The organism is Stieleria magnilauensis, assembly GCA_007753675.1.
GTDB classification, from domain to species: Bacteria; Planctomycetota; Planctomycetia; order Pirellulales; family Pirellulaceae; genus Stieleria; species Stieleria magnilauensis.
Window position 1 is genome coordinate 1,859,423 of record CP036432.1, and the last position, 20,620, is coordinate 1,880,042.

Annotated in this window: 19 protein-coding genes; 4 read left to right on the forward strand and 15 right to left on the reverse strand. The window is 59.6% G+C overall.

Going from position 1 to position 20,620, the window contains the following annotated elements; genetic code table 11:
* Window positions 1-132 precede the first annotated feature (132 nt).
* The 12 genes from TBK1r_RS06745 to TBK1r_RS06795 form a co-directional block, all read right to left on the reverse strand.
* A complete protein-coding gene (locus TBK1r_RS06745) occupies window positions 133-957 on the reverse strand; it encodes a sulfotransferase domain-containing protein (protein WP_145208369.1) in 825 nt (274 codons plus the stop codon).
* Entirely contained in the window at window positions 936-2,321 is a 1,386-nt protein-coding gene (locus tag TBK1r_RS06750) for an ABC transporter ATP-binding protein (protein ID WP_145208371.1), read from the reverse strand. Before TBK1r_RS06750 ends, TBK1r_RS06745 begins: the two co-directional genes overlap by 22 nt.
* Window positions 2,321-3,187, reverse strand: a complete 867-nt coding sequence (locus TBK1r_RS06755; RefSeq protein ID WP_145208373.1) for an ABC transporter permease — start codon at window positions 3,185-3,187, stop codon at window positions 2,321-2,323. The genes TBK1r_RS06750 and TBK1r_RS06755 overlap by 1 nt, the downstream gene beginning before the upstream one ends.
* Before the next feature lie 105 nt (window positions 3,188-3,292).
* A complete protein-coding gene (locus TBK1r_RS06760) occupies window positions 3,293-4,381 on the reverse strand; it encodes a glycosyltransferase (RefSeq protein ID WP_145208375.1) in 1,089 nt (362 codons plus the stop codon).
* Entirely contained in the window at window positions 4,378-5,541 is a 1,164-nt protein-coding gene (locus TBK1r_RS06765; protein WP_145208377.1) for a glycosyltransferase family 4 protein, read from the reverse strand. The genes TBK1r_RS06760 and TBK1r_RS06765 overlap by 4 nt, the downstream gene beginning before the upstream one ends.
* Entirely contained in the window at window positions 5,534-6,436 is a 903-nt protein-coding gene (locus tag TBK1r_RS06770; protein WP_419581048.1) for a class I SAM-dependent methyltransferase, read from the reverse strand. The genes TBK1r_RS06765 and TBK1r_RS06770 overlap by 8 nt, the downstream gene beginning before the upstream one ends.
* Entirely contained in the window at window positions 6,433-6,606 is a 174-nt protein-coding gene (locus TBK1r_RS38390; RefSeq protein ID WP_419581049.1) for a hypothetical protein, read from the reverse strand. Before TBK1r_RS38390 ends, TBK1r_RS06770 begins: the two co-directional genes overlap by 4 nt.
* Before the next feature lie 110 nt (window positions 6,607-6,716).
* On the reverse strand, window positions 6,717-7,064 hold the full coding sequence (locus tag TBK1r_RS06775; RefSeq protein ID WP_419581050.1) for a hypothetical protein: 348 nt from the start codon (window positions 7,062-7,064) through the stop codon (window positions 6,717-6,719).
* A 277-nt stretch (window positions 7,065-7,341) separates the two neighbouring features.
* On the reverse strand, window positions 7,342-7,962 hold the full coding sequence (locus tag TBK1r_RS06780) for a zinc ribbon domain-containing protein (protein ID WP_145208381.1): 621 nt from the start codon (window positions 7,960-7,962) through the stop codon (window positions 7,342-7,344).
* Between the two features lie 14 nt (window positions 7,963-7,976).
* Window positions 7,977-8,516 (reverse strand): PilZ domain-containing protein, encoded by a 540-nt coding sequence (locus tag TBK1r_RS06785; RefSeq protein WP_419581051.1) that lies wholly within the window; start codon window positions 8,514-8,516, stop codon window positions 7,977-7,979.
* On the reverse strand, window positions 8,516-9,355 hold the full coding sequence (locus TBK1r_RS06790) for a polyphosphate kinase 2 family protein (RefSeq protein WP_145208385.1): 840 nt from the start codon (window positions 9,353-9,355) through the stop codon (window positions 8,516-8,518). The genes TBK1r_RS06785 and TBK1r_RS06790 overlap by 1 nt, the downstream gene beginning before the upstream one ends.
* Before the next feature lie 68 nt (window positions 9,356-9,423).
* Window positions 9,424-10,413, reverse strand: coding sequence for an ABC transporter ATP-binding protein (locus TBK1r_RS06795; RefSeq protein ID WP_145208386.1), 990 nt, complete (start codon window positions 10,411-10,413; stop codon window positions 9,424-9,426).
* A gap of 131 nt (window positions 10,414-10,544) precedes the next feature.
* Here TBK1r_RS06795 and ispF point away from each other — a divergent pair, with 131 nt between their 5' ends.
* Entirely contained in the window at window positions 10,545-11,048 is a 504-nt protein-coding gene (ispF, locus tag TBK1r_RS06800; RefSeq protein ID WP_145208388.1) for a 2-C-methyl-D-erythritol 2,4-cyclodiphosphate synthase, read from the forward strand.
* Between the two features lie 200 nt (window positions 11,049-11,248).
* Here ispF and TBK1r_RS06805 read toward each other — a convergent pair whose 3' ends face one another.
* The 3 genes from TBK1r_RS06805 to TBK1r_RS06815 all read right to left on the reverse strand — a co-directional run bounded on the left by TBK1r_RS06805 (window position 11,249) and on the right by TBK1r_RS06815 (window position 14,899).
* On the reverse strand, window positions 11,249-11,866 hold the full coding sequence (locus TBK1r_RS06805; RefSeq protein WP_145208389.1) for a class I SAM-dependent methyltransferase: 618 nt from the start codon (window positions 11,864-11,866) through the stop codon (window positions 11,249-11,251).
* 314 nt (window positions 11,867-12,180) lie between these two features.
* On the reverse strand, window positions 12,181-13,224 hold the full coding sequence (locus tag TBK1r_RS06810) for a molybdopterin-dependent oxidoreductase (RefSeq protein ID WP_145208391.1): 1,044 nt from the start codon (window positions 13,222-13,224) through the stop codon (window positions 12,181-12,183).
* A 769-nt stretch (window positions 13,225-13,993) separates the two neighbouring features.
* Window positions 13,994-14,899, reverse strand: a complete 906-nt coding sequence (locus TBK1r_RS06815; RefSeq protein WP_419581052.1) for a LysR family transcriptional regulator — start codon at window positions 14,897-14,899, stop codon at window positions 13,994-13,996.
* Window positions 14,900-15,146: 247 nt separating this feature from the next.
* On the opposite strand from TBK1r_RS06815, the gene TBK1r_RS06820 reads away from it, so the two are divergent.
* The 3 genes from TBK1r_RS06820 (at window position 15,147) to TBK1r_RS06830 (ending at window position 20,616) form a co-directional block, all read left to right on the forward strand.
* Complete coding sequence (locus TBK1r_RS06820; protein WP_145208393.1) at window positions 15,147-16,286, forward strand: isocitrate/isopropylmalate dehydrogenase family protein; 1,140 nt, start codon at window positions 15,147-15,149, stop codon at window positions 16,284-16,286.
* 86 nt (window positions 16,287-16,372) lie between these two features.
* The gene (locus TBK1r_RS06825) at window positions 16,373-19,570 is read left to right on the forward strand and encodes a DUF5060 domain-containing protein (protein ID WP_419581053.1); all 3,198 of its coding nucleotides are present in this window, start codon (window positions 16,373-16,375) and stop codon (window positions 19,568-19,570) included.
* 41 nt (window positions 19,571-19,611) lie between these two features.
* Complete coding sequence (locus tag TBK1r_RS06830) at window positions 19,612-20,616, forward strand: Kelch repeat-containing protein (RefSeq protein ID WP_145208394.1); 1,005 nt, start codon at window positions 19,612-19,614, stop codon at window positions 20,614-20,616.
* Window positions 20,617-20,620: the final 4 nt, after the last annotated feature.

The window sequence follows — 20,620 nt, forward strand, 5'->3', positions numbered from 1 at the left end:
GCCGCTAACACCTCGTCAAACGCCGAAAACAAATGCTTCACAGCGTTGCCCGTCCCGGGGTAAGCCCACGATCGCGTGAACGATCACTCGCTCCAAACCGCCGCTCCTCACGGGGCAACCCCTCCCGTCCTTTCACAGCGGATAGCCGAGCTGCTGCAACGCCTCTTGATAACGTTCGTTGAACGCGGCGATCTGCTCGGCCGTCATTTCGTCTTTGTATCCCCCGCTGACGCCGCGGCGGACGAAGCGTTTTTCCGCGGGCCACAGTTTGTTGTCCCAGCCGAATCGCCGCTCACGATCCTGCATTCGATCGACTCGGGTAGAGTCGGCGATCGCGGCAAGTTCCGCCGTGCCCAGGTCCAATTGCATGAACGTCGCGATACGTCGCAATTGGTTCCCACAGTCAGTCTTCAAATCCTCGTAGCGGACCGTCAGAATCTCTGCGTCAAAGGGGTTCTGTTGCCAGGCGATCACGTGGCGATGCCATTGTCCCCAACGCATCTCCACCCGGCCGGCGATCATGTCGTCCAAATCGTCCGCCTCGCCGAGCGCTTCGTTGAAACTGCGATAGGAACACAGCACGTCACGTCCATCACGCACGATGTTCAACACCCGCTTGTAATCGGGGTGCGGAAGCGCGTGGGTCTTGAAGCACGTGATCGGCAAGAAACGTTTGTAAAACGCCTTGTAATGAATATCCGGGACGAGTTCCTGGACCAGCGAATCGGGCGCGTGGCTCGGGTCGAGCCGATACAGCATGGCGGCGACCATCAGCTGCAGCCACGTGTTTCCCGACTTGGGATAGCCGGCGATGAAGACGTCGGAATCCTGAAACAGGTCCGTCGGAATGAACGCATCGGCGTGTCTGGCCAAAGCGTCACGCTCGGCCGTCAAGGTCTCAATCTCGGCACGTAAGATTCGTCTTGCGATTCGCTTTAAGATGGTTTCGTCTCCCATTGGAAACAGGGCTGAAGCACTCCCGAACGCCGGGTGCGCTGCGCCCGGTCCAGTTCACTTTCATGAATCCTGAACTTCACCACCCCGGCTTGGTTGAATAGGTTTTCCACGTGTGGGATCCCGGCGTTGAGAGTCAGATAGTACCAGCCCGGACTGAGCAGGTGACCGGGGATCGTGCAGGTGCTGCAGTAGCGTCCCGGTAACCGGGGACCGCGACAGTCGGGGGCGTCCGAATCGTAGGCCTCCACCACCACCGGGCCTTCGCCGGACAGGATCTGGAATCCGACTCGCATCGGCGGCAACGGTTTGCCGACGGTGTACCGGATCGTGATTTGAAAGGCCTCGTCGGGCGAAATCACATTGGATTGGTCCGTCGCGTCGTACGATGGTTGTCCCTGACCGACGACGCTGACATGCTCAACGGCAAACGCCGCCGTCGGGTCGACGGTACCATGCCAATGCGCCCCGGTCTCCGCCCCGGCGTTGCGTTCAAAGTAATCGCGGATCGCGTCGGAAATCGGCGCCATCGTCACCAGTTCGCCTCGATCCAACACGACCCCTTGGCGACACAGCGACCGAACTGATCCCATGTTGTGGCTGACAAACAGAACGGTTTTCCCGCCACCGGCCGAAACCTCGCGCATGCGGCCGATGCAGCGGTTTTGGAACTCCGCATCCCCCACCGCCAGCACTTCGTCGACGACCAAGATCTCACAATCCAGGTGCGCCGCGACGGCAAAGCCCAAGCGAACGGTCATGCCGCTGCTGTAGCGTTTGACCGGCGTATCGATGTACTTTGCACAGCCGCTGAACTCGATGATTTCGTCCAGTCGCGACCGGATCTCGTGTCGCCGCATGCCCAACAGCGCGCCGTTCAAATAGATATTTTCTCGACCGGTCAGTTCCGGCTGAAATCCGGTGCCCACCTCCAGCAAACTTGCCACACGGCCCTTCGTTTTGATCCTACCGGACGTCGGCGCGGTGATCTTGGACAGCAGCTTGAGCAACGTCGACTTGCCGGCCCCGTTGCGCCCGATGATCCCCAGAATCTCGCCCCGTGGGACTTCGAAATCGATGTCTTTCAACGCCCAAACGTAGTCATTTCGTCGCTTGGCTCGGCGGCCGCCGGAGACGTTCCCCGATGTTTCGCCGCCGGCGCTGTCGCTTTGCACGTCATCGCTAGATCCATCGCCGAACCCGTCCGCAACCTCGCGATCGTTGATCGTCCCGACCAACGCAAACGGGTCCGGTCTGCCGAGCAAGCGAGCTACGAAACGATGCAAGTCATGCGAGAGCGTTCCGGTACCGACCTCTCCCAATCGGTAACGTTTTGAAACGGATTCAAATCGAATGGCTGCCGACACTAGACCGAGTCCATAAAGGTTCGTTCGACACGATTGAAAATCACCGTCGAAATCAGGAACGCAACGACCGCAAACGTCGCAGCATAGATCAAGCCGACGATCGACACCGTGCCCGAGCCCAAGAACCCGAGACGGGTCAGCTCGAAGACCGGTGCCAAGGGGTTCCAAGCCAGCACGCCGGAGATCCCTTCGGGGATCTGTGACATCGGGTAAATCACCGGCGTCGCATACATCAGCAACTGAACCCCGAACTGCAACAGAAAGATCAGATCGCGGTACTTGGTGGTCAATGCCGAAAACAGCATCCCGAAGGCAAGCCCCAGGGTCGCCATCACAAACACACTCAACGGCAACAGCAACGCCCATGCATTGGGTGTCACCTCACCGATCGCCACAAAGTAGACCAGCAACGCCAGAAACAATCCGAACTGGATCGCGAACCGAATCAGGTTCGACGTGACGATCGACAACGGGATCAACAACCGCGGAAAGTAGACTTTGCCGAACAACGCGGCGTTATCGCGAAACACGGTCGCGGTCTTGTTGAAGCATTCGGAAAAGTAGTTCCACAGCACCACGCCCGACATGTAAAACAAAATCTGCGGGATGCCGTCGGAGGAGAGCTTGGCAATTTTGCCGAACACCAACACGTAGACGAGCGTGGTAAAGATCGGCTGAATGAAAAACCACAGCGGCCCCAAGATGGTCTGTTTATAAAACGAGACGATGTCCCGATACGTAAACAGATACAGCAGGTCGCGGTACAACCAGACTTCACGCAATCGCAAGTTGAAGACCGCGGCGTTGGGCTCGAGAATTTCATCCCAATCCTCGGAACCTAAATCGGATTCAGTTTCGATTGCCATCAGGTCCGTTGTGCAGTTCAGGAGTGAAACACGATGCTGTTTCAGCGGTGGACGCGACTCCCTTCGAAGTCGCGCGTGCCAGACCCGGTGAGTCGGTCACCAAAATCACTCGGCGACCTGTCGCGACCGCCGCAGGACGGCGCGCTCGTAATCGTCCACTCGTTTCGCGACGGTGAACTCCGCACTGACTCGGACATGCGCAGCCCGCCCCATAGTCTCTCGCAACGCCGCGTCCCCCGCAAGCCGATCGATTGCGGCCTGCCACTGCGACAAATCTCGCACCAAAAACCCTTCCCGTCCGTCTTCGATGAGGGTCTGATTGAAACCGACGTCCGACGCCACCGTCGGCAGCCCGCTGGCCATGAACTGAATCATCTTGGCGTTGCATTTATACGTCGACCATTCGTGGTCCTCGGGTAATGGCATGATTCCGACATCGAGCTGTCTCAGTTCCGCCGCGATGTCGCATCGATCGATGTCGATCCAGCGCAACAGGTCTTTCGTTCCCGCGTCCATGCTTTCGTGTGCCGCCCGCGCAGTAATGATATGAAACCTCAACGGTTTTTGTTCGGCGAGTTTCTCGATGGCCGGCAGGATTGCCTTGAGCAGCGCGACATTGCCCGCCGATCCGACCCAGCCGATCTTGACAGCCCCCGTCTCACCGGCGAGCGAACCCGCCGACGCGAGCTGCTCCGATTCCCACTTCGACGCGTAAACACGCTCATCCACGCACGTCGGAATGATCGAAAGCGACGGATTGTACGGTCGGATCCAATCCGCGATCGCCTGGTTTCCGGCAATCACGTGATCGCACATCGCCGCAATCCTCTTGATTTTCTCGGGAAACAACAGAAACACGGCGTCGTCGATGTCGTACACCAGCCGTCTGGCCACCCTCCGCAGTTCATGCTCCAGCACGTCATCGTCCGAGTGAAGGGCACCGGTTTCGAGGATCACACTGTCAAACGAACCGTTGGCGATGCTTCGAATTTGCCATCGACGAATCGCAACCTTCAGCGTTTGACTGACTCGCCATCCCAATAGCGGCCAATGCTCATAGCGGTTGGGGATGCACGGATAGAAACGAACGTGATGCCCGAGTTCTTCCAAACGGTTCAACAGGGGCGTGCGGAAAATGACCGAGGGGACCCCCGAACCACCATTGAAATACGCGATCCGAGCTGGTTCACTCATGGAGCGCCATCCCGCCAAAGTGATTCGTACGTGTCGACGAGCGTGGCGGCGGCGCGGTCCCACGAGAAGCGTTGCAGATTCGCTTGCATCGCCGCCGGACCGACCTGTTCCGGTCTTTCGACCGCCGCTTGAACCGCACGGGCAAGCCCCGCCGGATCATTCGCAGGATGAAAGATCGCAGCGTCACCGGCCACCTCGCGAAACACGCCGGTGTCACACAGCACCGGGATCGTGCCGTAAGATTGCGCTTCCAGAACAGGCAACCCAAATCCTTCTCCCAGACTTGGGAAAACAAAACAGGCTGATTTTCGGTAGCACTCGCCCAACCGATCGTCGCCCACCGCGCCGAGTGAAACGATTTTGTGGGCAACCCCGTGCGATCGGATGAAGGCCTGTTCCGCTGCGTCGAACGGTGCCCCGACGACAACCAACGGCAGATCATCAGGCCACTGGGGCGTTGCCAGCGCACGAACCACCGTCGGAAAGTTCTTGTACAAGTTCCGCCCGCCGACAAACAGACCATAGCGTGGCGGCAGCACATCGTCGCCGCTGTGAGGTGCCGCATCGAAATCGCCCGTGGACTCGGGGACGCTGGCCGGCGACGGGGTCAGTTGCCCACGGTGGTCGGCGGCCAAGTGCATCACGGTCACCCGCCCGCGCATCGCGGGAAAGTACCGGACCAACCGTTCGGCGGCATCGTGGGAGATCGTCAGCACGTGGTCGGACTGTTCCACGCACCGCTGTTTCATTTCGCGTTGCAGCGCGAAGTCTCCCATCCAGTAAAAGTCTTCCGAAAGCATGTCGTAAACGGTCGCCAGACGTTTCGGATGGTCAGACCCCACAGCCCTGCCGCGTGGATCCAGCGAGAAAAACGTCGGGTGCCAGATGTGATCGGGGAACCGGGAGCGCAGACGACCGTGCAACATCGGGCGGAGCATACGCCAGACGACGTGCCGCCTGGTGACCAACTCGGGGCCGCGAACAAAACGGGCCACGTCAACTCCGGCCGGAATGTCCTGCTGTGGTGAGGCACCCACCAACAGCGTGTAATCCACCTCGTTTGTCGTTCGCGAAATCAACTCATAGAACAGCCGCCAGACGCCGATTCGCCCGCGGCCTTCAAACACCGTGCCGTCGATCAGGACTTGAGGCTTAGCCATCGGCGGGTTCAATCGGCGGTGTGTTCTGATTCGCTCCGTCGCGGTCCCAGGACTGATGCAGCCGCTGCAAGGCGAGTTGATAATCGGATTGGCGGAGTGCTTCGCCGGCTTGCAGGGCCGCTTCGGTTTTCGACACCGTCACCAGACCCAATTTCGCTCTCAGCTTGTTGATAACCTGACGAATCGGCCCGGCGTCGCAAAACGGATCGCGCGTGATTGTCTCGCGTGTCAACAGATGATGCGCCACGCCGTCGGTGTACAGCGCGGCACCGAATTGATCCGCGACATATTGCAAAGACGGTTGCGTATAGAACGACACGTGTTGGCCCGTTTCAGGCAAAAAGTACCACCACTGATCCGCGGAAGTCGGCGTCGGATCGGGGACCAAGATCGTTGAAAACAGCAGCGACCTTCCCCGACCAAGCAAGTCGTCGAAGACCGTCATCGGATCCTCGAGGTGCTCAAAAACTTCCCAAGCCGTGATGCAATCGAACGTTTCGTCGGTGGGGGTGTCCGCCAAGTCCACCTCGAACCCCTTGGCAAACAGGCAGTCGCAATAGGCGTCGGTGTGTTGGAACGGGAACCCGCGATCGCGCATCATTCGAGTGAACACGCCATATCCGCCACCATAGTCGAGCAGACGTCGGCCGTCGGGACAAATTCGGCGCAACACCGCGCAGGCCAGTTCGACCTTCTCCGCATTGCGTTGCAACAAGCCGATGTCCAGATCCGCGATCACCTGCTGGTAGGCTTCGTCAAGCCAGTACGGCGGCTCGGTTTGAATGAACCCGGTCTGATCACAACGAGAGTAGACGACTTCGTATCGCCCCAAGACCTTCGCCGAGAATAACGGTGAACAGGGACCGCCAGTCAATCGACTTTTCGAGGGGCTCACTTTTTCGCTTTGATTTCCGCCGCCTCGGCTTCCAATCTGGCGATCTCGTCTTCCAGCTCTTTCAGCTCGCTCAAGTCATCGGCTTGCTGACGCGAGCCGGCCAATTGTTGCCGCAAACTGGTCAGTTTTTTGTTGATGACGTCCAGCCGTTTCTTCTGCTTTTTGTCCACGTAGATCCTGCTTTTCAAACCGAAGTTGCGAAAGGGTGACTCGGGGTCGATTCGTCAATCGAACCCCGAGTCCTCAATAGAACTTCACCGGCGGTCGGATCGCAAGACGCTTAGAACCCGAATCCGATCGAGATCCCGCTACGGCCGTAGCCGTAACCCGGATAACCGCCAAAGCGGACGCTCGGTCCGATGTAACCGCCATAACCCGGTCGGTAACCATAGCCCGGTCGATAGGACGAGTAGGGGCGGTACCCGGGGGCAATGTAGGGGGACACCGGAGCGCGATAGACGCCGGAGTAAACACGTGAGACGGCGACCGGGGCGCGGTAGGCGTAGCCCGAGCGGACCACCGGTCGGGCAACCGAGCGACGGTAATAACAGTCCCCTGCCTGACTGGTCGATTCTGAAACGGCCAGTGAGCCGACGCAAACCGCGGCGGCGAGTAGTAGTTTGTTCATGGGAACGCTGTTCCTTGGGATTGGGAGTGACCTGGCTGGGTGCCCACGGCGAACCCTTCGACAACGGGTAGCACCCGAATCGATGATTCCGCGTGCACATGACGGGCCAATATATCGTCGAAACGGGAAACCGCGACCATGGCGCCGGAGTCCGCACCTCCTAGACACCCTTGCTTTCCTAGACACCCTTCTCTCACGCCCCACCGCAGCCGACTTGACGCCATTCACGCTCGACGCCGCGTGACCGTGGTGTCAAAATGACGCCACCGGTGTCTCATTACCAGCCTTTCGCGCGGCCCTCGGCGTAGATCTGCGCGATGTCTTCTTCGCTGATGCCGTGAACCAACGCCATGTGCGTCACTTCGCGATCGACGACCGATCCGAGAGTTTTGTTGAGCGCTTGGCCGGCGGCTCCCCCGCTGGGAATCTTCTTGGACTTGCCGAACGAAGACGCGATCATCTGGGAGTAGTCGCGATAGATCTGTTGACGCGTCGATTCGGGCAGATTGACTTCGCGATAGTCCGTGTCGGAGGGCGTCTCGTCCAGGTTCAGATTTTCGACGACCGTGGCTTGCGTCCGGACCGGAAGCTTGGGTTTTTCAGGCTCCTCCTCGCCCCCGCCCGAAAACAGGACCAGCAGAATCAGTCCGACGACGGCCACGCCGGCGACTCCGCCGACGACCAGCCACTGCCCGATCCGGTCCTCCGAACGGCCGTCGTCTTCGTCGTCGACCGCGGCGGATTTGGAATCGGCCCCGCGTTGTGGCTTGGCCTGCCCCGCCCCGGCTGCGGCGATTGCAAACGTTTCGCCGCACGACGCGCATCGCGTCGACGCCATCGAAGCGGGGACATTCATCGCCGCGTTGCAGCGAGGGCAGCTCACACGTTTAATCGACATCGACGGTTCCTGCGTTAAAGATCTTTGCGAAGCATCATCCAGCGACGTTGCAGATCCATCACGATGCGTCGAACCGTTGGTGGTGGATCGACGTGTTCGCCCTTGAATGCTTCGGGGAAGAACAATCCAAAACCGTTCGGCTCGATGCGTCGTACGATCGCTTCGAGTTCGATTTCCGTTTTATTCATCGACAGCCGAGCGCGAAGTTCGTCGTTGATGTCCAGGGGGATCGTGCGGTCCTTGGGGACTTCGACGAACACCCCGGTCATGCTGATGTTGGTCGGCTTGGACTCGCAACGTTCTTTGCCGGAGATCAGGGTGACGCGCAGTCCGCTGTCTTCGATCACCGGAACGCGAAACGACTCCCTGCGGTTTTCTTCTTGTGTCTGTGTCTCGGTTTCTTCCGGCGGTGAGAGAAGGTGCACGAAATCAACGAGTCCCTTGACCGACTTGGGATCGAAGGAGACGGATTTATCGGGGTCTTCGCTGCTGGAGATCTTCAACGTTTCGCCGTCATAGAAAATCTCAATGTCGCGTAGGGTGATTTCTGCCATCAGATTTTCTGGGCGTCCTTTGCTAAGTCGTACAAGCGTCGAATCTCGTCCAAGTCGACATCGACGGGAGGGAATTTCGGATCCATCTCGCTCAACGTCTTGGCGACGATGGAGGAGATGGCGGCATCGCGAAACCATTTGTGGTCTGCGGGGATCACATACCAAGGGGCGTATTTGGTGCTGCAACGTTCAAATGCATCTTCATAAGCCCGACGGACGTCGTCCCATTGGCTGCGGGCCTCGTAATCGCCGGGGTTCAGTTTCCAGTGTTTGGCCGGGTTTTCCAAACGCTTTCGAAAGCGTTCTAGCTGTTCTTCGGGGCTGATGTGAAGGTAAAACTTGAGAATCCGCGTGCCGTTGGCGGCCAAATTGCGTTCAAAGTCGTTGATGATCTCGTAACGCGGGCGCCAAACGGACTCGGGAACCAGGTTTTGAACTCGGACCACCAGCACGTCTTCATAATGCGATCGGTTAAAGATCGCAACCTTGCCGCGTGCCGGGGTGCAGGAGTGGATCCGCCACAAAAAGTCATGCGCCAGTTCCACACTGCTGGGGACTTTGAACGGGTACGTTCGGCATCCCTGTGGATTCATCTTGCCCAGCACCTTGCGGATCACGCCATCCTTGCCGGCCGCATCGGGGGCCTGCAGAACGATCAACAGTGACTGCTTGGCCTCGACGTACATGCGGTACTGCAGCTCCTGGATCGTGGCGATGTTCTTTTCCGTCGCTGCGACCGCATCCGCCTTGTCCTCGAAGGGGCCTTTGGTTTTCGTTTCGCGTTTCTTCAGCGAAACCGATTCGGAGGGCTTGATGCGAAATTCTTTCTCAAAATCCATTGAGCGATCGTGGTGGCTGGAGGAGCATTGGGAAAAAATACGCTTTTTGGCGATTCTGTTCAATCATTCTAGCTCGCCTGCTTCTCGCTCGTCTCCCGAAACAACCCGGCAATCACGTCTTCCAGTGGCGGATCTTCCACCGCCACGTCTTCAATCGGATGGTCGGCCAGACAGCGTGACAAGACCCGCGGAACGTCCGCCCGGGCGACCTTCAGCCGCACTTTCGGCCACGTTTCGGACAACACCTCCCCGAACGCCCGCAAGTCCGGATGATGCTCTTCGGCGAATTGCAGCGTGATGATCTTGTAGCCGGAAAACTTGTCGACGATTCCCGACAGCGAACCGTCGTACTCGATCGTGCCGCGGGCGATCACCACCACCCGCTTGCACAACGCGGCGACGTCCTTCATGTAGTGGCTGGTCAGCAGGATCGTGATCTTGCGTTTTTCTTGGTAGTAACGCAGGAATTGCTGGATGTTGTGCTGGGCGATGACATCCAACCCGATCGTCGGTTCGTCCAAAAACAGCACGTCGGGACTGTGCAGCAAGGCCGCGATCAATTCCATCTTCATCCGCTCGCCCAGCGACAGCTCTCGCACCGGCTGGCTCAGCAACGAACCGACCTCCAACAAATCCGTCAGCTCATCCATCGTGCTGCGAAACTGATCTTCCGGAACCCCGTAAATCTGTTGCTGCAACCGGTAGGACTCCTGCGCCGGCAGATCCCACCACAGTTGGTTTTTTTGCCCCATCACCAGGGCGAATCGGCGGCGATAGGCGTTTTTTCGTTGCCAGGGCACATAGCCCATCACCGTCGCATCGCCGCTGGTCGGGTCGATCACGCCGGACAGCAATTTCAGCGTCGTCGTCTTGCCGGCTCCGTTGGGTCCCAGAAACGCCACAAACTCCCCCGCCTGGACGTCCAGGTCGATTCCGCGGACCGCATGAACCTCCTGGTATTCCCGGTGAAAGAGCCCCTTGAGACTCTCCCTCAGACCTTCGCCCTTGCGATAAACGCGATAGGACTTCGTCAGGTCTCGGACTTCAATGATCGACATGGCACTCGGGTGACGCTGGAGAAAAATGACAAGCGGCGGTATTGTAGTGGCGAGATCCATTTGCCACGAGACAGCCTGTCTCACATCGTCTCCCGCTCGATCGTTCCCCGCCGCCAAATCCACGCCAATCGATGACCTCGACGCCCGCCAACGTGCCAAACCTCCGGATCGGATTGGGGTACGACTCGCATCGATTGGGGGCCGGCGGGCCGCTGCGGATCGGCGGCATCGACGTGCCGGCAGAACTGCACGCAATCGGGCACAGCGATGCCGACGTGCTGCTGCATGCAATCACCGACGCGTTGTTGGGCGCGATCTGTGCCGCCGACATCGGTCGTCTGTTCCCCGACACCAGCGACGTCAATGCGGACCGAGACAGCCGCGACTTTGTCCAAGCAGCCCTGGACAAAGTTCACCAACGCGGGATGGGAATCGTCAACCTGGACTGCGTGATCCTGGCCGAACGCCCCAAAATGGCGCCACATATCGACGCCATGCGGGCTCACGTCGCCGACATGCTGGGCGTCGATGCCGATCGGGTCAGTATCAAGGCCAAGACCGGCGAAGGTGTCGGCGAAATCGGCACGGGGAAGTCCATCGCCACCCGCGTCGTCGTGTTGTTGGCCGGTCGCTGAGCGGGGCAAACGACCGAGTCGATTTCACGCACAAGTTCACTACCGCAACGTAAAGCGTTGCTTCCTTGTGCGGGGGCCCGTAGGCTCGCGCCAATCGCGCTGATCATCGTTTGCTGATCAGCCGGTTCGCGCCAGCGTCCGGGCGGCACCTCCGCCTGTCTTAACGTCGCGGTTTCGAGCGGACGCCCGCGCGCGGATCGTCAATCGCGGACCTTGCGCAACAACCGCATCTCGTTGGGTCCGATGAACATCAACAGCAACGCGCCATTGGCGGCGTAGCGATCGAAAACATCTTCGTGGAATTGGTCTTCGCCCGGCCAGGGATAGGAATAAACGATCGCAAAATCGTCCAAGTCCAATTCCCACGCATGGTAGGCTGATTCGCCGGCGTGCCCCAGCGACGGCAAGGTCGGGTCGAAGGAAAGCTCCGCGGCCCCGGGCGGCAGAAAGTTGCCTTCAAACAAATCGACCGTGGCCGGCCAGCTCGCGATCGTCTTCCGCGCCTGGACAATCAGATCCACATGGGCTTCGATCGCGTGGGAATTCCAGCCCAGTTCATCGGCCAGACAGGCCACCGCGGCAAAACCACAACCCCACTCCAGAAATCGGCTTCCGATCAGCGGCTGGTACTGGCGCACCCAGTCGAGCGTCTGGTAGACCAATTCGTAGTCTGCCGCAACGAACTGTTCGGCTCGATGCTGATCCCAGCAATCTTGAAACGCTTCGATCCGCGCACGCATCGACGACAGTTGTGCGGCGACCGGGGACGGAATCGGTTGCGTGTCGACCTGGGACGGAATCTCGATGGGTTGCAACATCGCGGTACTATAGCCCGATTCGCCGTGGAGTTCACCGGCCCGATGCGATCGATCGAGCCCGCGCTGGCAGCGCGACACTCAATTTTCGGGTAGTGGACGAGGCGACGAGTCCTCTGCTGTCGACCTATTGGCAGGGGACTCGTCGCCTCGTCCACTACCGCCTACCCGTCATGCAAGGACTCGTCGCCTCGTCCACTACCGCCTACCCGTCATGCAGAGGACTCGTCGCCTCGTCCACTACCGCCTATCCGTCATGCAAGGACTCGTCGCCTCGTCCACTACCGCCTACCCGTCATGCAAGGTGACAAGACGCACTAACACAACGTCGCCGATTGCAAATGCAACCAATCCCGTTGCTCCGGTGTCAGCGCGTCGAGTGACGTTGCCGTGAACTTGGTCGTCGCATCGATCAAGGCAGCCTGTGAAAGTGTGCCATCGGCATTCACCACGCCGAAACTGACGCCGAACAGCGATGCATCGCGCAGGTCCGCTCCGCGCAGATCCGCGGCTGAAAAATCGGCTCCTTCCAGATCCGCCCCGCGCAAATTCGCGTCACGTAGATCGGCAGATTGCAGATGCGCGTTGGAAAGATTGGCGCCCCGAAACTCCGCGCGACGCAGGTTCGCGTTTCGCAGATCGGCGTTGCGCAAGAGCGAATTGTCGGCATGCAGGTTTTCCAAATCCAAACCGCGGGCTTCCAGACTCAACAGATCGCGGCCGCTGAAATCGCGATCGCGAATCAGCCGAGCGGCGTCTTGCTTGCTGAGACTTGCAGCGATGTACCGCTGCTCCTTCCAAGGGTCGGCCCCGTTGTGGTAACCGGCATCAGATTCCCAGTAACCGAGACGATCATCGGACAGAAATTCGATGCGTTCAAGCCACTTGATACTCTTGTAAAAATACTTGCCCGGCACGACCATCCGAACGGGTCCGCCGTGTTCGACTGGCAACCGCTCGCCGTCGGCTTTTAGCGCGATCAACGGATCCAGGTCCAACAGTTCGTCCAGGGGCAGCGACGTGCGATGAGAACGCTCGCTGCGAGCGACGAACGAAACAAACCGGGCTTGCGGATTCCAAAGCGGCTGACCGTTTGCATCTGCGACCAGTTCCGCAAATCGAACGCCTTCAAACTCCATCTGCAACTTCGACCACCGCGTCACACAATGCACGTCGATGCATCGAGTCGTTTGCGGCATTACGGCCAAGTCGTCCAAATCAACGCGACGTTCGGCCCGCACCTGGCCACAAACCGTGATCGTCCACGGTAGGTCAAGGTTGCCGGGAGACCGTTCGCCGACGACCGGCCAACAATCGCGGCGGACCAATTGCTGATTGGGAGGGATTGATTTGGAGTTCATAAGGGGAAATAGAAACACATCGAAAGAAGATTCGCAACCGCGCTGGTGTGCAGGCTTCAGCCGCACCGCTGCTCCGCAGCGAATGAAGATGCGCCTAAAGGCTGGACACCAACCTGCGCTGGTGCGCAGGCTTCAGCCGCCCGTCATGCTGCTCCGCAGCGAGTGGGGATGCGCCTCAAGCCTGGACACCAACCGCGCTGGTGTGCAGGCTTCAGCCGCCCGTCTTGCTGCTTCGCAGCGCGTGGGGATGCGCCTGAAGGCTGGACACCAACGGTTGCTGGTGTGCAGGCTTCAGCCGCCCCGTCTCGCTGCTCCGCAGCGACCCGTAGGATGCGCCTAAAGGCTGGACACCAACCTGCGCTGGTGTGCAGGCTTCAGCCGCCCGTCTTGCTGCTTCGCAGCGAGTGGGGATGCGCCTAAAGGCTGGACACCAACGTGCGCTGGTGTGCAGGCTTCAGCCGCCCGTCTTGCTGCTTCGCAGCGCGTGGGGATACGCCTGAAGGCTGGACACCAACGGTTGCTGGTGTGCAGGCTTCAGCCGCCCGTCATGCTGCTCCGCAGCGAGTGGGGATGCGCCTCAAGCCTGGACACCAACCGCGCTGGTGTGCAGGCTTCAGCCGCCCGTCTTGCTGCTTCGCAGCGCGTGGGGATGCGCCTGAAGGCTGGACACCAACGGTTGCTGGTGTGCAGGCTTCAGCCGCTCCGTCTCGCTGCTCCGCAGCGAGTGGGGATGCGCCTGAAGGCTGGACACCAACGTCCGCCCCCAAACTCACTCCGGCGCCAATTTCAACTGTTCGACCAAGTCCACCATCGGGTCGGTCAGCAAACGTCCTTTCCGCCACATCAACACGATTCGTCGCTGCCCCAGTTTGTCACTGAGTGATCGTGAGGCGAGTTTCTTACTCAGCTCGCCGTTGCTGCGACCGGCCAGAATTCCGATCCCCATGCCGGCGGAGACACAAGCGATCGTGAAGGCGCTGTTGTCGGTTTCAACGCTGATCTTGGCCTGCAAACCTTCGCGATGAAACGCCTGGTCGAGCGCGTCGCGTCCATGCGTGCCCGCCAACGTGACCACCAACGGGTGCTCCGCCAAGTCCGCCAATTCCGCTGATCGTGACTTCATGTAAGGGTGCGATTTCTTTGCCACCGCCAAGAACTCGACCGTGTAAGCCGGTTCATAGTGCAGGTGGGGTGACTTGCGGTCCGGTCCCGGTTCCAAGGCCATGGCGAGGTCAGCCTGGTCGTCCATCAGCAACTCTTCGGCGCGGCGATCGCTGCCCTGGCGAATCACCAGATGGTTGGGGTGCCGTTTGTGAAACGCCGCCAAGGGAACTGCCAGGTCTTCCAGCATCATCCGCGCCCCGGCGACCATCCGTATCGTTTGATCGATCGACGATCGCGCCACCACGTCAAACGTCGATTCGATCTGAACCAGGATCGAACTGACGTGTTCGTACAACGTCTCCGCCGCCGCGGTCGGCTCGACGTGTCGTCCCGCTCGCGCGAACAACTCCACCCCATATGCCTTCTCCAACGCCTGGATGTGTTGCCAGACCGAAGGCACCGAGAGATGCGAAACGCGGGCCGCTGCCGCATAACCGCCTTCCTGCATCACCAACTGAAACGTCCGCAGTTGGGCGATGTTTAAATCTTCAGACTGGATCGGACGGGGCACGACGCACCATTTACAAATACCAAATGAATGTTTCAGACTATTTTATTGTAACGAATGAGAGCAAGGGCCTACAATCCGCCTCTGCAGCGGGACACAGCGGCGGGCGCGACATCGCGTCGGCAACCGACAACGGCGTGTGCCGCGTGCAGCGTTGTGCTCCCCGTGCCCGGATCGGTCGAACGGACCACCCTCGGCTTTCCCCCCTGTGTTCTACCCTGTCCTTCCAGTCCTTTTTTGTTTGAGTCGTATGAGTTCTTATCGAATCGCATTGTTACCCGGCGATGGCATCGGACCGGAGTGCATGGACGCGACCTACCGGGTACTCGGCCACATGGTCGATCAGATCGACGGTTTGGATCTGGGGTTTACGTCCCACCGCGCGGGCGCAGAACTGTATCGTGACACGGGTGAAACGTTACCCGCGGCAGTGTTGGAAGATTGCTTGGCCGCCGATGCGGTGCTGTTGTCCGCGATCGGTCTGCCTGACGTGCGCTACCCCGACGGCACCGAAGTCCAGCCGACGATGATGGTCGGATTGCGCCGTGCATTGGCGGTGCACTCGGCCGTCCGTCCGGTCAAGCTTTATCGCGGCGCCCCTTGCGTGCTCAAAGACACCGGGCCGGGAATTGATTTCGTCATCATCCGAGAGAACCTCGAAGGACTGTTTGCATCCTTCGGCGGCGGCAGCAAGGTGGGCGACGAAGTAGCCACCGACACGCTGGTCGTGACCCGCAAGGGCACGTCGCAGGTATCGGATTTTGCGTTCCGTCTGGCCCAGCGTCGCAACGGACGTCCCGTCGACGGCAAGAAAATGGTCACCTGTGTCGACAAGGCGAATGTTTTTCAAAGCATGGCGTTCTTCCGCAAAGTCTTTTTCGATGTCGCGAACCACTATCCCGACATCCAACCCGACGCGGTGTATGTCGACGCGATGAGTTTGTACATGGTGCAAAACCCCTGGGACTTTGATGTCCTGGTGATGGAAAACCAGTTCGGCGACATCCTGTCGGACCTAGGAGCCGGCTTGGTCGGCGGGCTCGGTGTCGGACCCTCGGCGGAGATCGGCGAAGAACACGGTTTATTTCAGCCTTCCCATGGGACGGCACCGCAACTGGCCGGCAAGAACGTTGCCAATCCGCTGGCGACGATTCTGTCGGCTGCGATGATGTTGGATTGGCTGGGCGACAAGCACAACGACGCCGTTTGTCTGCGCGCGGCGGTGGACTTGGAACAGGCGGTCGAAAAAGTGATCGCCGACGGAAACGTGATCACGCCCGACATGGGCGGAAACGCGACCACGTCCCAAGTCGCCGCGGCAGTGTGTGACGCATTGGGATGTGACGCGCCGGGCCGCGATGTCCACAGCGTCGCCACCCCCGCCAATTGAATCCGATCCCTTTGCTTCCGCAACGTCGTTCCCCGACGAAGCGTATCCCCATTCCCCTGCTTCCCTCCCTTCCCCACCGGGCATACATGATGAGACGAACAACACGATTGAACCCCCACATCGCAACCACATGGCTGCTTTTCGTTGCCGCAGTCAGCGCCGCGTCAGCGCAGGCACAGCAGCCGATCGTCGATGAGTCGGTCGTGTTCGCCGAGCAGGACGGCTTGGTAGCCGTTGAAGCGGAGCATTTCTTCAAACAAACCGCCAACGACGTTCGTGCGTTTTACCTGACACACGCAGACTCGACACTGTCGATCACACCCGACGGAGATCCGTCACACGTCGCCGGAGCCAGCGGTGGCGCCTACTTGGAAATCTTGCCCGATACACGTCGCACCCACGGCGACAAACTCATCCGGGGCACCAACTTTTCACCCGAACCCGGTGCGATGGCCGTGCTGCATTACAAGGTCGATATCTCGACGCCGGGGACCTACTACGTCTGGGTCCGCGCCCATTCGACCGGATCCGAAGACAACGGTCTGCACGTCGGCATCGATGGCACTTGGCCCGAAAGTGGCCAGCGGTTGCAGTGGTGCGAAGGCAAACAGACATGGCGCTGGGAAAGCAAACAACGCACGGAGAAACAACATTGCGGCGAACCCTATAAGATCTTTTTGGAAATCAACGAACCGGGCGAGCACGTCATTCATTTTTCGATGCGTGAAGACGGTTTCGAATTCGACAAGTTCTTGATGACGACCGAGCGAGAATTCCCCCGCCCCAGCGGCGCCGGTCCCCAACCGCGCGTCAAACGTGGGACGCTGCCCAAAGCATTCCCCTTGGTTGCCGCCCCCCGCAGTGACACTGCGTCAACCACCACGGCGCCGACAGCACCAGCGTCATCTGCCAGTGGTGACCGGGCGTCGTTGAAATTGACCGCCGCCGAGTTCGCCGAAGGCAACAAGTCGGGCTACTACCTGGACCAGGGCAAATGGCTGGCGATCAACCCCGATCAACACAAACGAGCATCGTCCGCCAAAACCTTTCCGTTCCCTACCGGACGATACAACGTCACGCTGGAAACGGTCGGTGAAAACGATGGCCAATCCAGCTACGAGGTGTCGGTCGATGAGACGAAGATCGGCCAGTACACCAACCCGCTGGCCGATGCGATGTACAAGGAAGGCAAAGCGTTTCACAAGACATGGAAAAATGTGCCGATCACCGAAGGCGCCATGATCGGCGTTTCCTCAACGATCGGCAGCAAGGACGGACAAGAATTCAGCCGCGCCCGCTGGGCGGCCGTCGCCTTCACCGCCGCCGATGCCGCGACCGCTCAGTCGATCGCGCCGGTCCTGGCAAACCAGGCGGCACAACCGCAACACGTCGCCACGGGCAATTCCAAATCCAGCCCCACCAAACCCTCCAGCGACCAACCGCTGCAACTGCCACGCGGCAAAGACGGTGACGGCAGCGTCAACGTGTCCGGTGAATTGAAACAGTGGCACAAGGTCACGCTGGACGTGAACGGCCCCTACGCCCACGAAAAAGACAACCAGCCCAATCCGTTCACCGACTATCGCATGACGGTCCAGCTGAAACACTCCGGCGGAACCCACTACACCGTGCCGGGCTACTTCGCCGCCGATGGCAACGCCGGCAACACCTCCGCAGAATCAGGAACAACGTGGCGCGTCCATTTCGCTCCCGATCAAACCGGCCAGTGGACCTACACCGTTTCCTTTCATCAGGGCGAACTGGCGGCACTGGATTCCAACGTCTCCTCCGAGCCGGTGGCTCCCTTTGACGGGATCAGCGGGACGTTCACCGTCGCCGAAAGCGACAAGTCGGGCCGCGACCTGCGTGGCCAGGGCCGATTGACGTACGTCGGCAAACACTACCTGCAATTCGCAGGATCAAAAAAATACTTCTTGAAAGTCGGTGCCGACGCGCCGGAAACCCTGCTCGCCTACGCCGACTTTGACAACACGATTGCCGGCAACCCCAAAAAAGCTCCCGTGAAAACTTGGGCGCCGCACGTGCAAGACTGGAAAGATGGCGATCCGACCTGGGGCGACGGCAAGGGCAAAGGCTTGATCGGCGCGGTCAACTACTTGTCCGGCAAGGGCTGCAATGCGTTTTCCTTTCTGACGTACAACGCCGGAGGTGACGGAGACAACGTCTGGCCCTTCATCCAACGCGAAGACAAACTGCACTACGATTGCAGCAAGCTGGACCAGTGGGGAACCGTGTTCGATCACGGGACGGCCAAAGGCATGTACCTGCACTTCAAGCTACAGGAAACCGAAAACGACGACCACAACAAGCACAAAGCGTCCGGCGGTGTTCCGGAAAGTCTCGACGGCGGCGATCTCGGTTCACAGCGCAAACTGTACTGCCGCGAATTGATCGCCCGCTACGGTCACAACTTGGCGCTCAACTGGAACCTGGGCGAAGAGAACACGCAGTCGACTGAGCAACAACAGGCGATGATCAACTACATCGCCGAACTCGACGCCTTCGGGCACAACATCGTCGTCCACACCTTCCCGTCGCAACAGGACCAAGTCTATCGACCGCTGCTCGGTGATCGATCAAAATTGACCGGCGTTTCCCTGCAAAATAGCAGCCTGGAAACCACGCACGCGCAAACGGTCAAATGGGTTTTCGAATCCGCCAAAGCGGGCAAGCCTTGGATCGTCGCCTTCGACGAATCCGGCAGCGCCGCCCACGCCCAGTGCCCCGACCTCGGCTACAAGGGCTTTGACGGACACGACCGGACGGGCAAGATGGCGTACACGCAACACAAAGTCCGCAAACAAACGCTGTGGGGAACCCTGATGGGCGGCGGTGCGGGCAATGAATACTACTTCGGATACCAGTTCGACGAAAACGACATCGTTTGTGAAGACTGGCGCAGCCGCGATCAAAGCTGGGATTATTGCCGGATCGCGATCGGGTTCTTTCATGACCACCAAATCCCCTTTTGGGAAATGAAGAACGCCGATGAACTGATCGGAAATCCAGATCGTAAGCCGACCAAATACTGTTTCGCCAAAGCGGATGACACCTACCTGGTGTACCTCTGCGACGGCGGATCGTCGACGTTGGATCTGTCCGGCACCGCGGCAGACTACGGCGTCCGCTGGTTCAACCCGCGTGATGGCGGAGCGCTGCAATCGGGCAGCACAACCAGCGTTGCCGGCGGCGGCACCGTCTCCCTCGGCAAAGCCCCCTCCGATCCCGATCAAGACTGGTTGGTGGTCATAAAAAAAAAGTAGTCGCTGACTCGGGGCAAGCCGCTGACTCGGGGCGAACGGATCTGGGACAGACTGAAACGGGCAGCCGACGGCAGTGGGAAACCATCGATGCGATCGGCAGCCCGACGGCCCGCCACGAAGCCACCTTGGTGGTTTTCCGGAACAAGCTGTATCTGATCGGCGGGCGTCGGGTGAACCCGGTCGACGTCTACGACCCCGCGACGAACACGTGGACGGCGAAGTCAAAGACGCCGTTGGAACTGCACCATTTTCAAGCCGTGGTGGTGGGCGACGCGATCTACTTGATGGGGGCGATGACGGGGCCGTACCCCAACGAAACGCCGCTCGAAAAGATCGTCGTCTATTATCCCGATGAAGACCGTTTTGATTTCGTGCATGGTGTTCCTGAGAGTCGGCGTCGCGGCGGTGCCGGAGCGGTCTACCATGACGGCATGATCTATCTGGTCGGCGGCATCACCAACGGACACATCGACGGTTTCCAGCCTTGGCTGGATCGATACGATCCGGTGACCGGCGATTGGGACGTTCTCGCCGATGCGCCCCACGCGCGGGATCACTTTCAAGCCGTCGTCTCAGGCAACCGTCTCTATTCGATCGCGGGCCGAACGACGTCAAAAGCGACTAACGAGGTGTTCAGCCGTGTCGTGGCGCCGGTTGATGTTTACGATTTTAAAACCTCCCGTTGGCTTCCCGAATCCGAATGCCCAGTCCTTCCGACGCCGCGGGCAGGCAACATGGCCACCGTCTGGCAAAATGAAGTGATCGTCGGCGGGGGTGAGACGACACAGAAAACGGCGCACAACGACGTCGAAGCCTTTGACACGGTGTCGGGCACGTGGAGGTCATGGCCCGAACTCAATCGCGGACGTCACGGTTCGGGATTCGCGATTGTGGGCGAATACGTTTACACTGCGTCTGGATCGGGCAACCGCGGAGGGTCGCCGGAGTTGACGTCGATTGAACGATTGGAATTGCCGGTCGCGAAACCCGCCCCGTCATCCAGCACGACCCATCGGGGGCGACTCCGAACAGCCACGGCGGACTGATCCA

What these genes read in the sequence shown, in the direction of transcription:
- TBK1r_RS06745 (WP_145208369.1), bottom strand. Translation starts at nt 957, where the DNA reads ATGGGAGACGAAACCATCTTAAAGCGAATCGCAAGACGAATCTTACGT.
- TBK1r_RS06755 (WP_145208373.1), bottom strand. Translation starts at nt 3,187, where the DNA reads ATGGCAATCGAAACTGAATCCGATTTAGGTTCCGAGGATTGGGATGAA.
- TBK1r_RS06760 (WP_145208375.1), bottom strand. Translation starts at nt 4,381, where the DNA reads ATGAGTGAACCAGCTCGGATCGCGTATTTCAATGGTGGTTCGGGGGTC.
- TBK1r_RS06765 (WP_145208377.1), bottom strand. Translation starts at nt 5,541, where the DNA reads ATGGCTAAGCCTCAAGTCCTGATCGACGGCACGGTGTTTGAAGGCCGC.
- TBK1r_RS06775 (WP_419581050.1), bottom strand. Translation starts at nt 7,064, where the DNA reads ATGAACAAACTACTACTCGCCGCCGCGGTTTGCGTCGGCTCACTGGCC.
- TBK1r_RS06780 (WP_145208381.1), bottom strand. Translation starts at nt 7,962, where the DNA reads ATGTCGATTAAACGTGTGAGCTGCCCTCGCTGCAACGCGGCGATGAAT.
- TBK1r_RS06785 (WP_419581051.1), bottom strand. Translation starts at nt 8,516, where the DNA reads ATGGCAGAAATCACCCTACGCGACATTGAGATTTTCTATGACGGCGAA.
- TBK1r_RS06790 (WP_145208385.1), bottom strand. Translation starts at nt 9,355, where the DNA reads ATGGATTTTGAGAAAGAATTTCGCATCAAGCCCTCCGAATCGGTTTCG.
- TBK1r_RS06795 (WP_145208386.1), bottom strand. Translation starts at nt 10,413, where the DNA reads ATGTCGATCATTGAAGTCCGAGACCTGACGAAGTCCTATCGCGTTTAT.
- ispF (WP_145208388.1), top strand. Translation starts at nt 10,545, where the DNA reads ATGACCTCGACGCCCGCCAACGTGCCAAACCTCCGGATCGGATTGGGG.
- TBK1r_RS06805 (WP_145208389.1), bottom strand. Translation starts at nt 11,866, where the DNA reads ATGTTGCAACCCATCGAGATTCCGTCCCAGGTCGACACGCAACCGATT.
- TBK1r_RS06810 (WP_145208391.1), bottom strand. Translation starts at nt 13,224, where the DNA reads ATGAACTCCAAATCAATCCCTCCCAATCAGCAATTGGTCCGCCGCGAT.
- TBK1r_RS06820 (WP_145208393.1), top strand. Translation starts at nt 15,147, where the DNA reads ATGAGTTCTTATCGAATCGCATTGTTACCCGGCGATGGCATCGGACCG.
- TBK1r_RS06825 (WP_419581053.1), top strand. Translation starts at nt 16,373, where the DNA reads ATGATGAGACGAACAACACGATTGAACCCCCACATCGCAACCACATGG.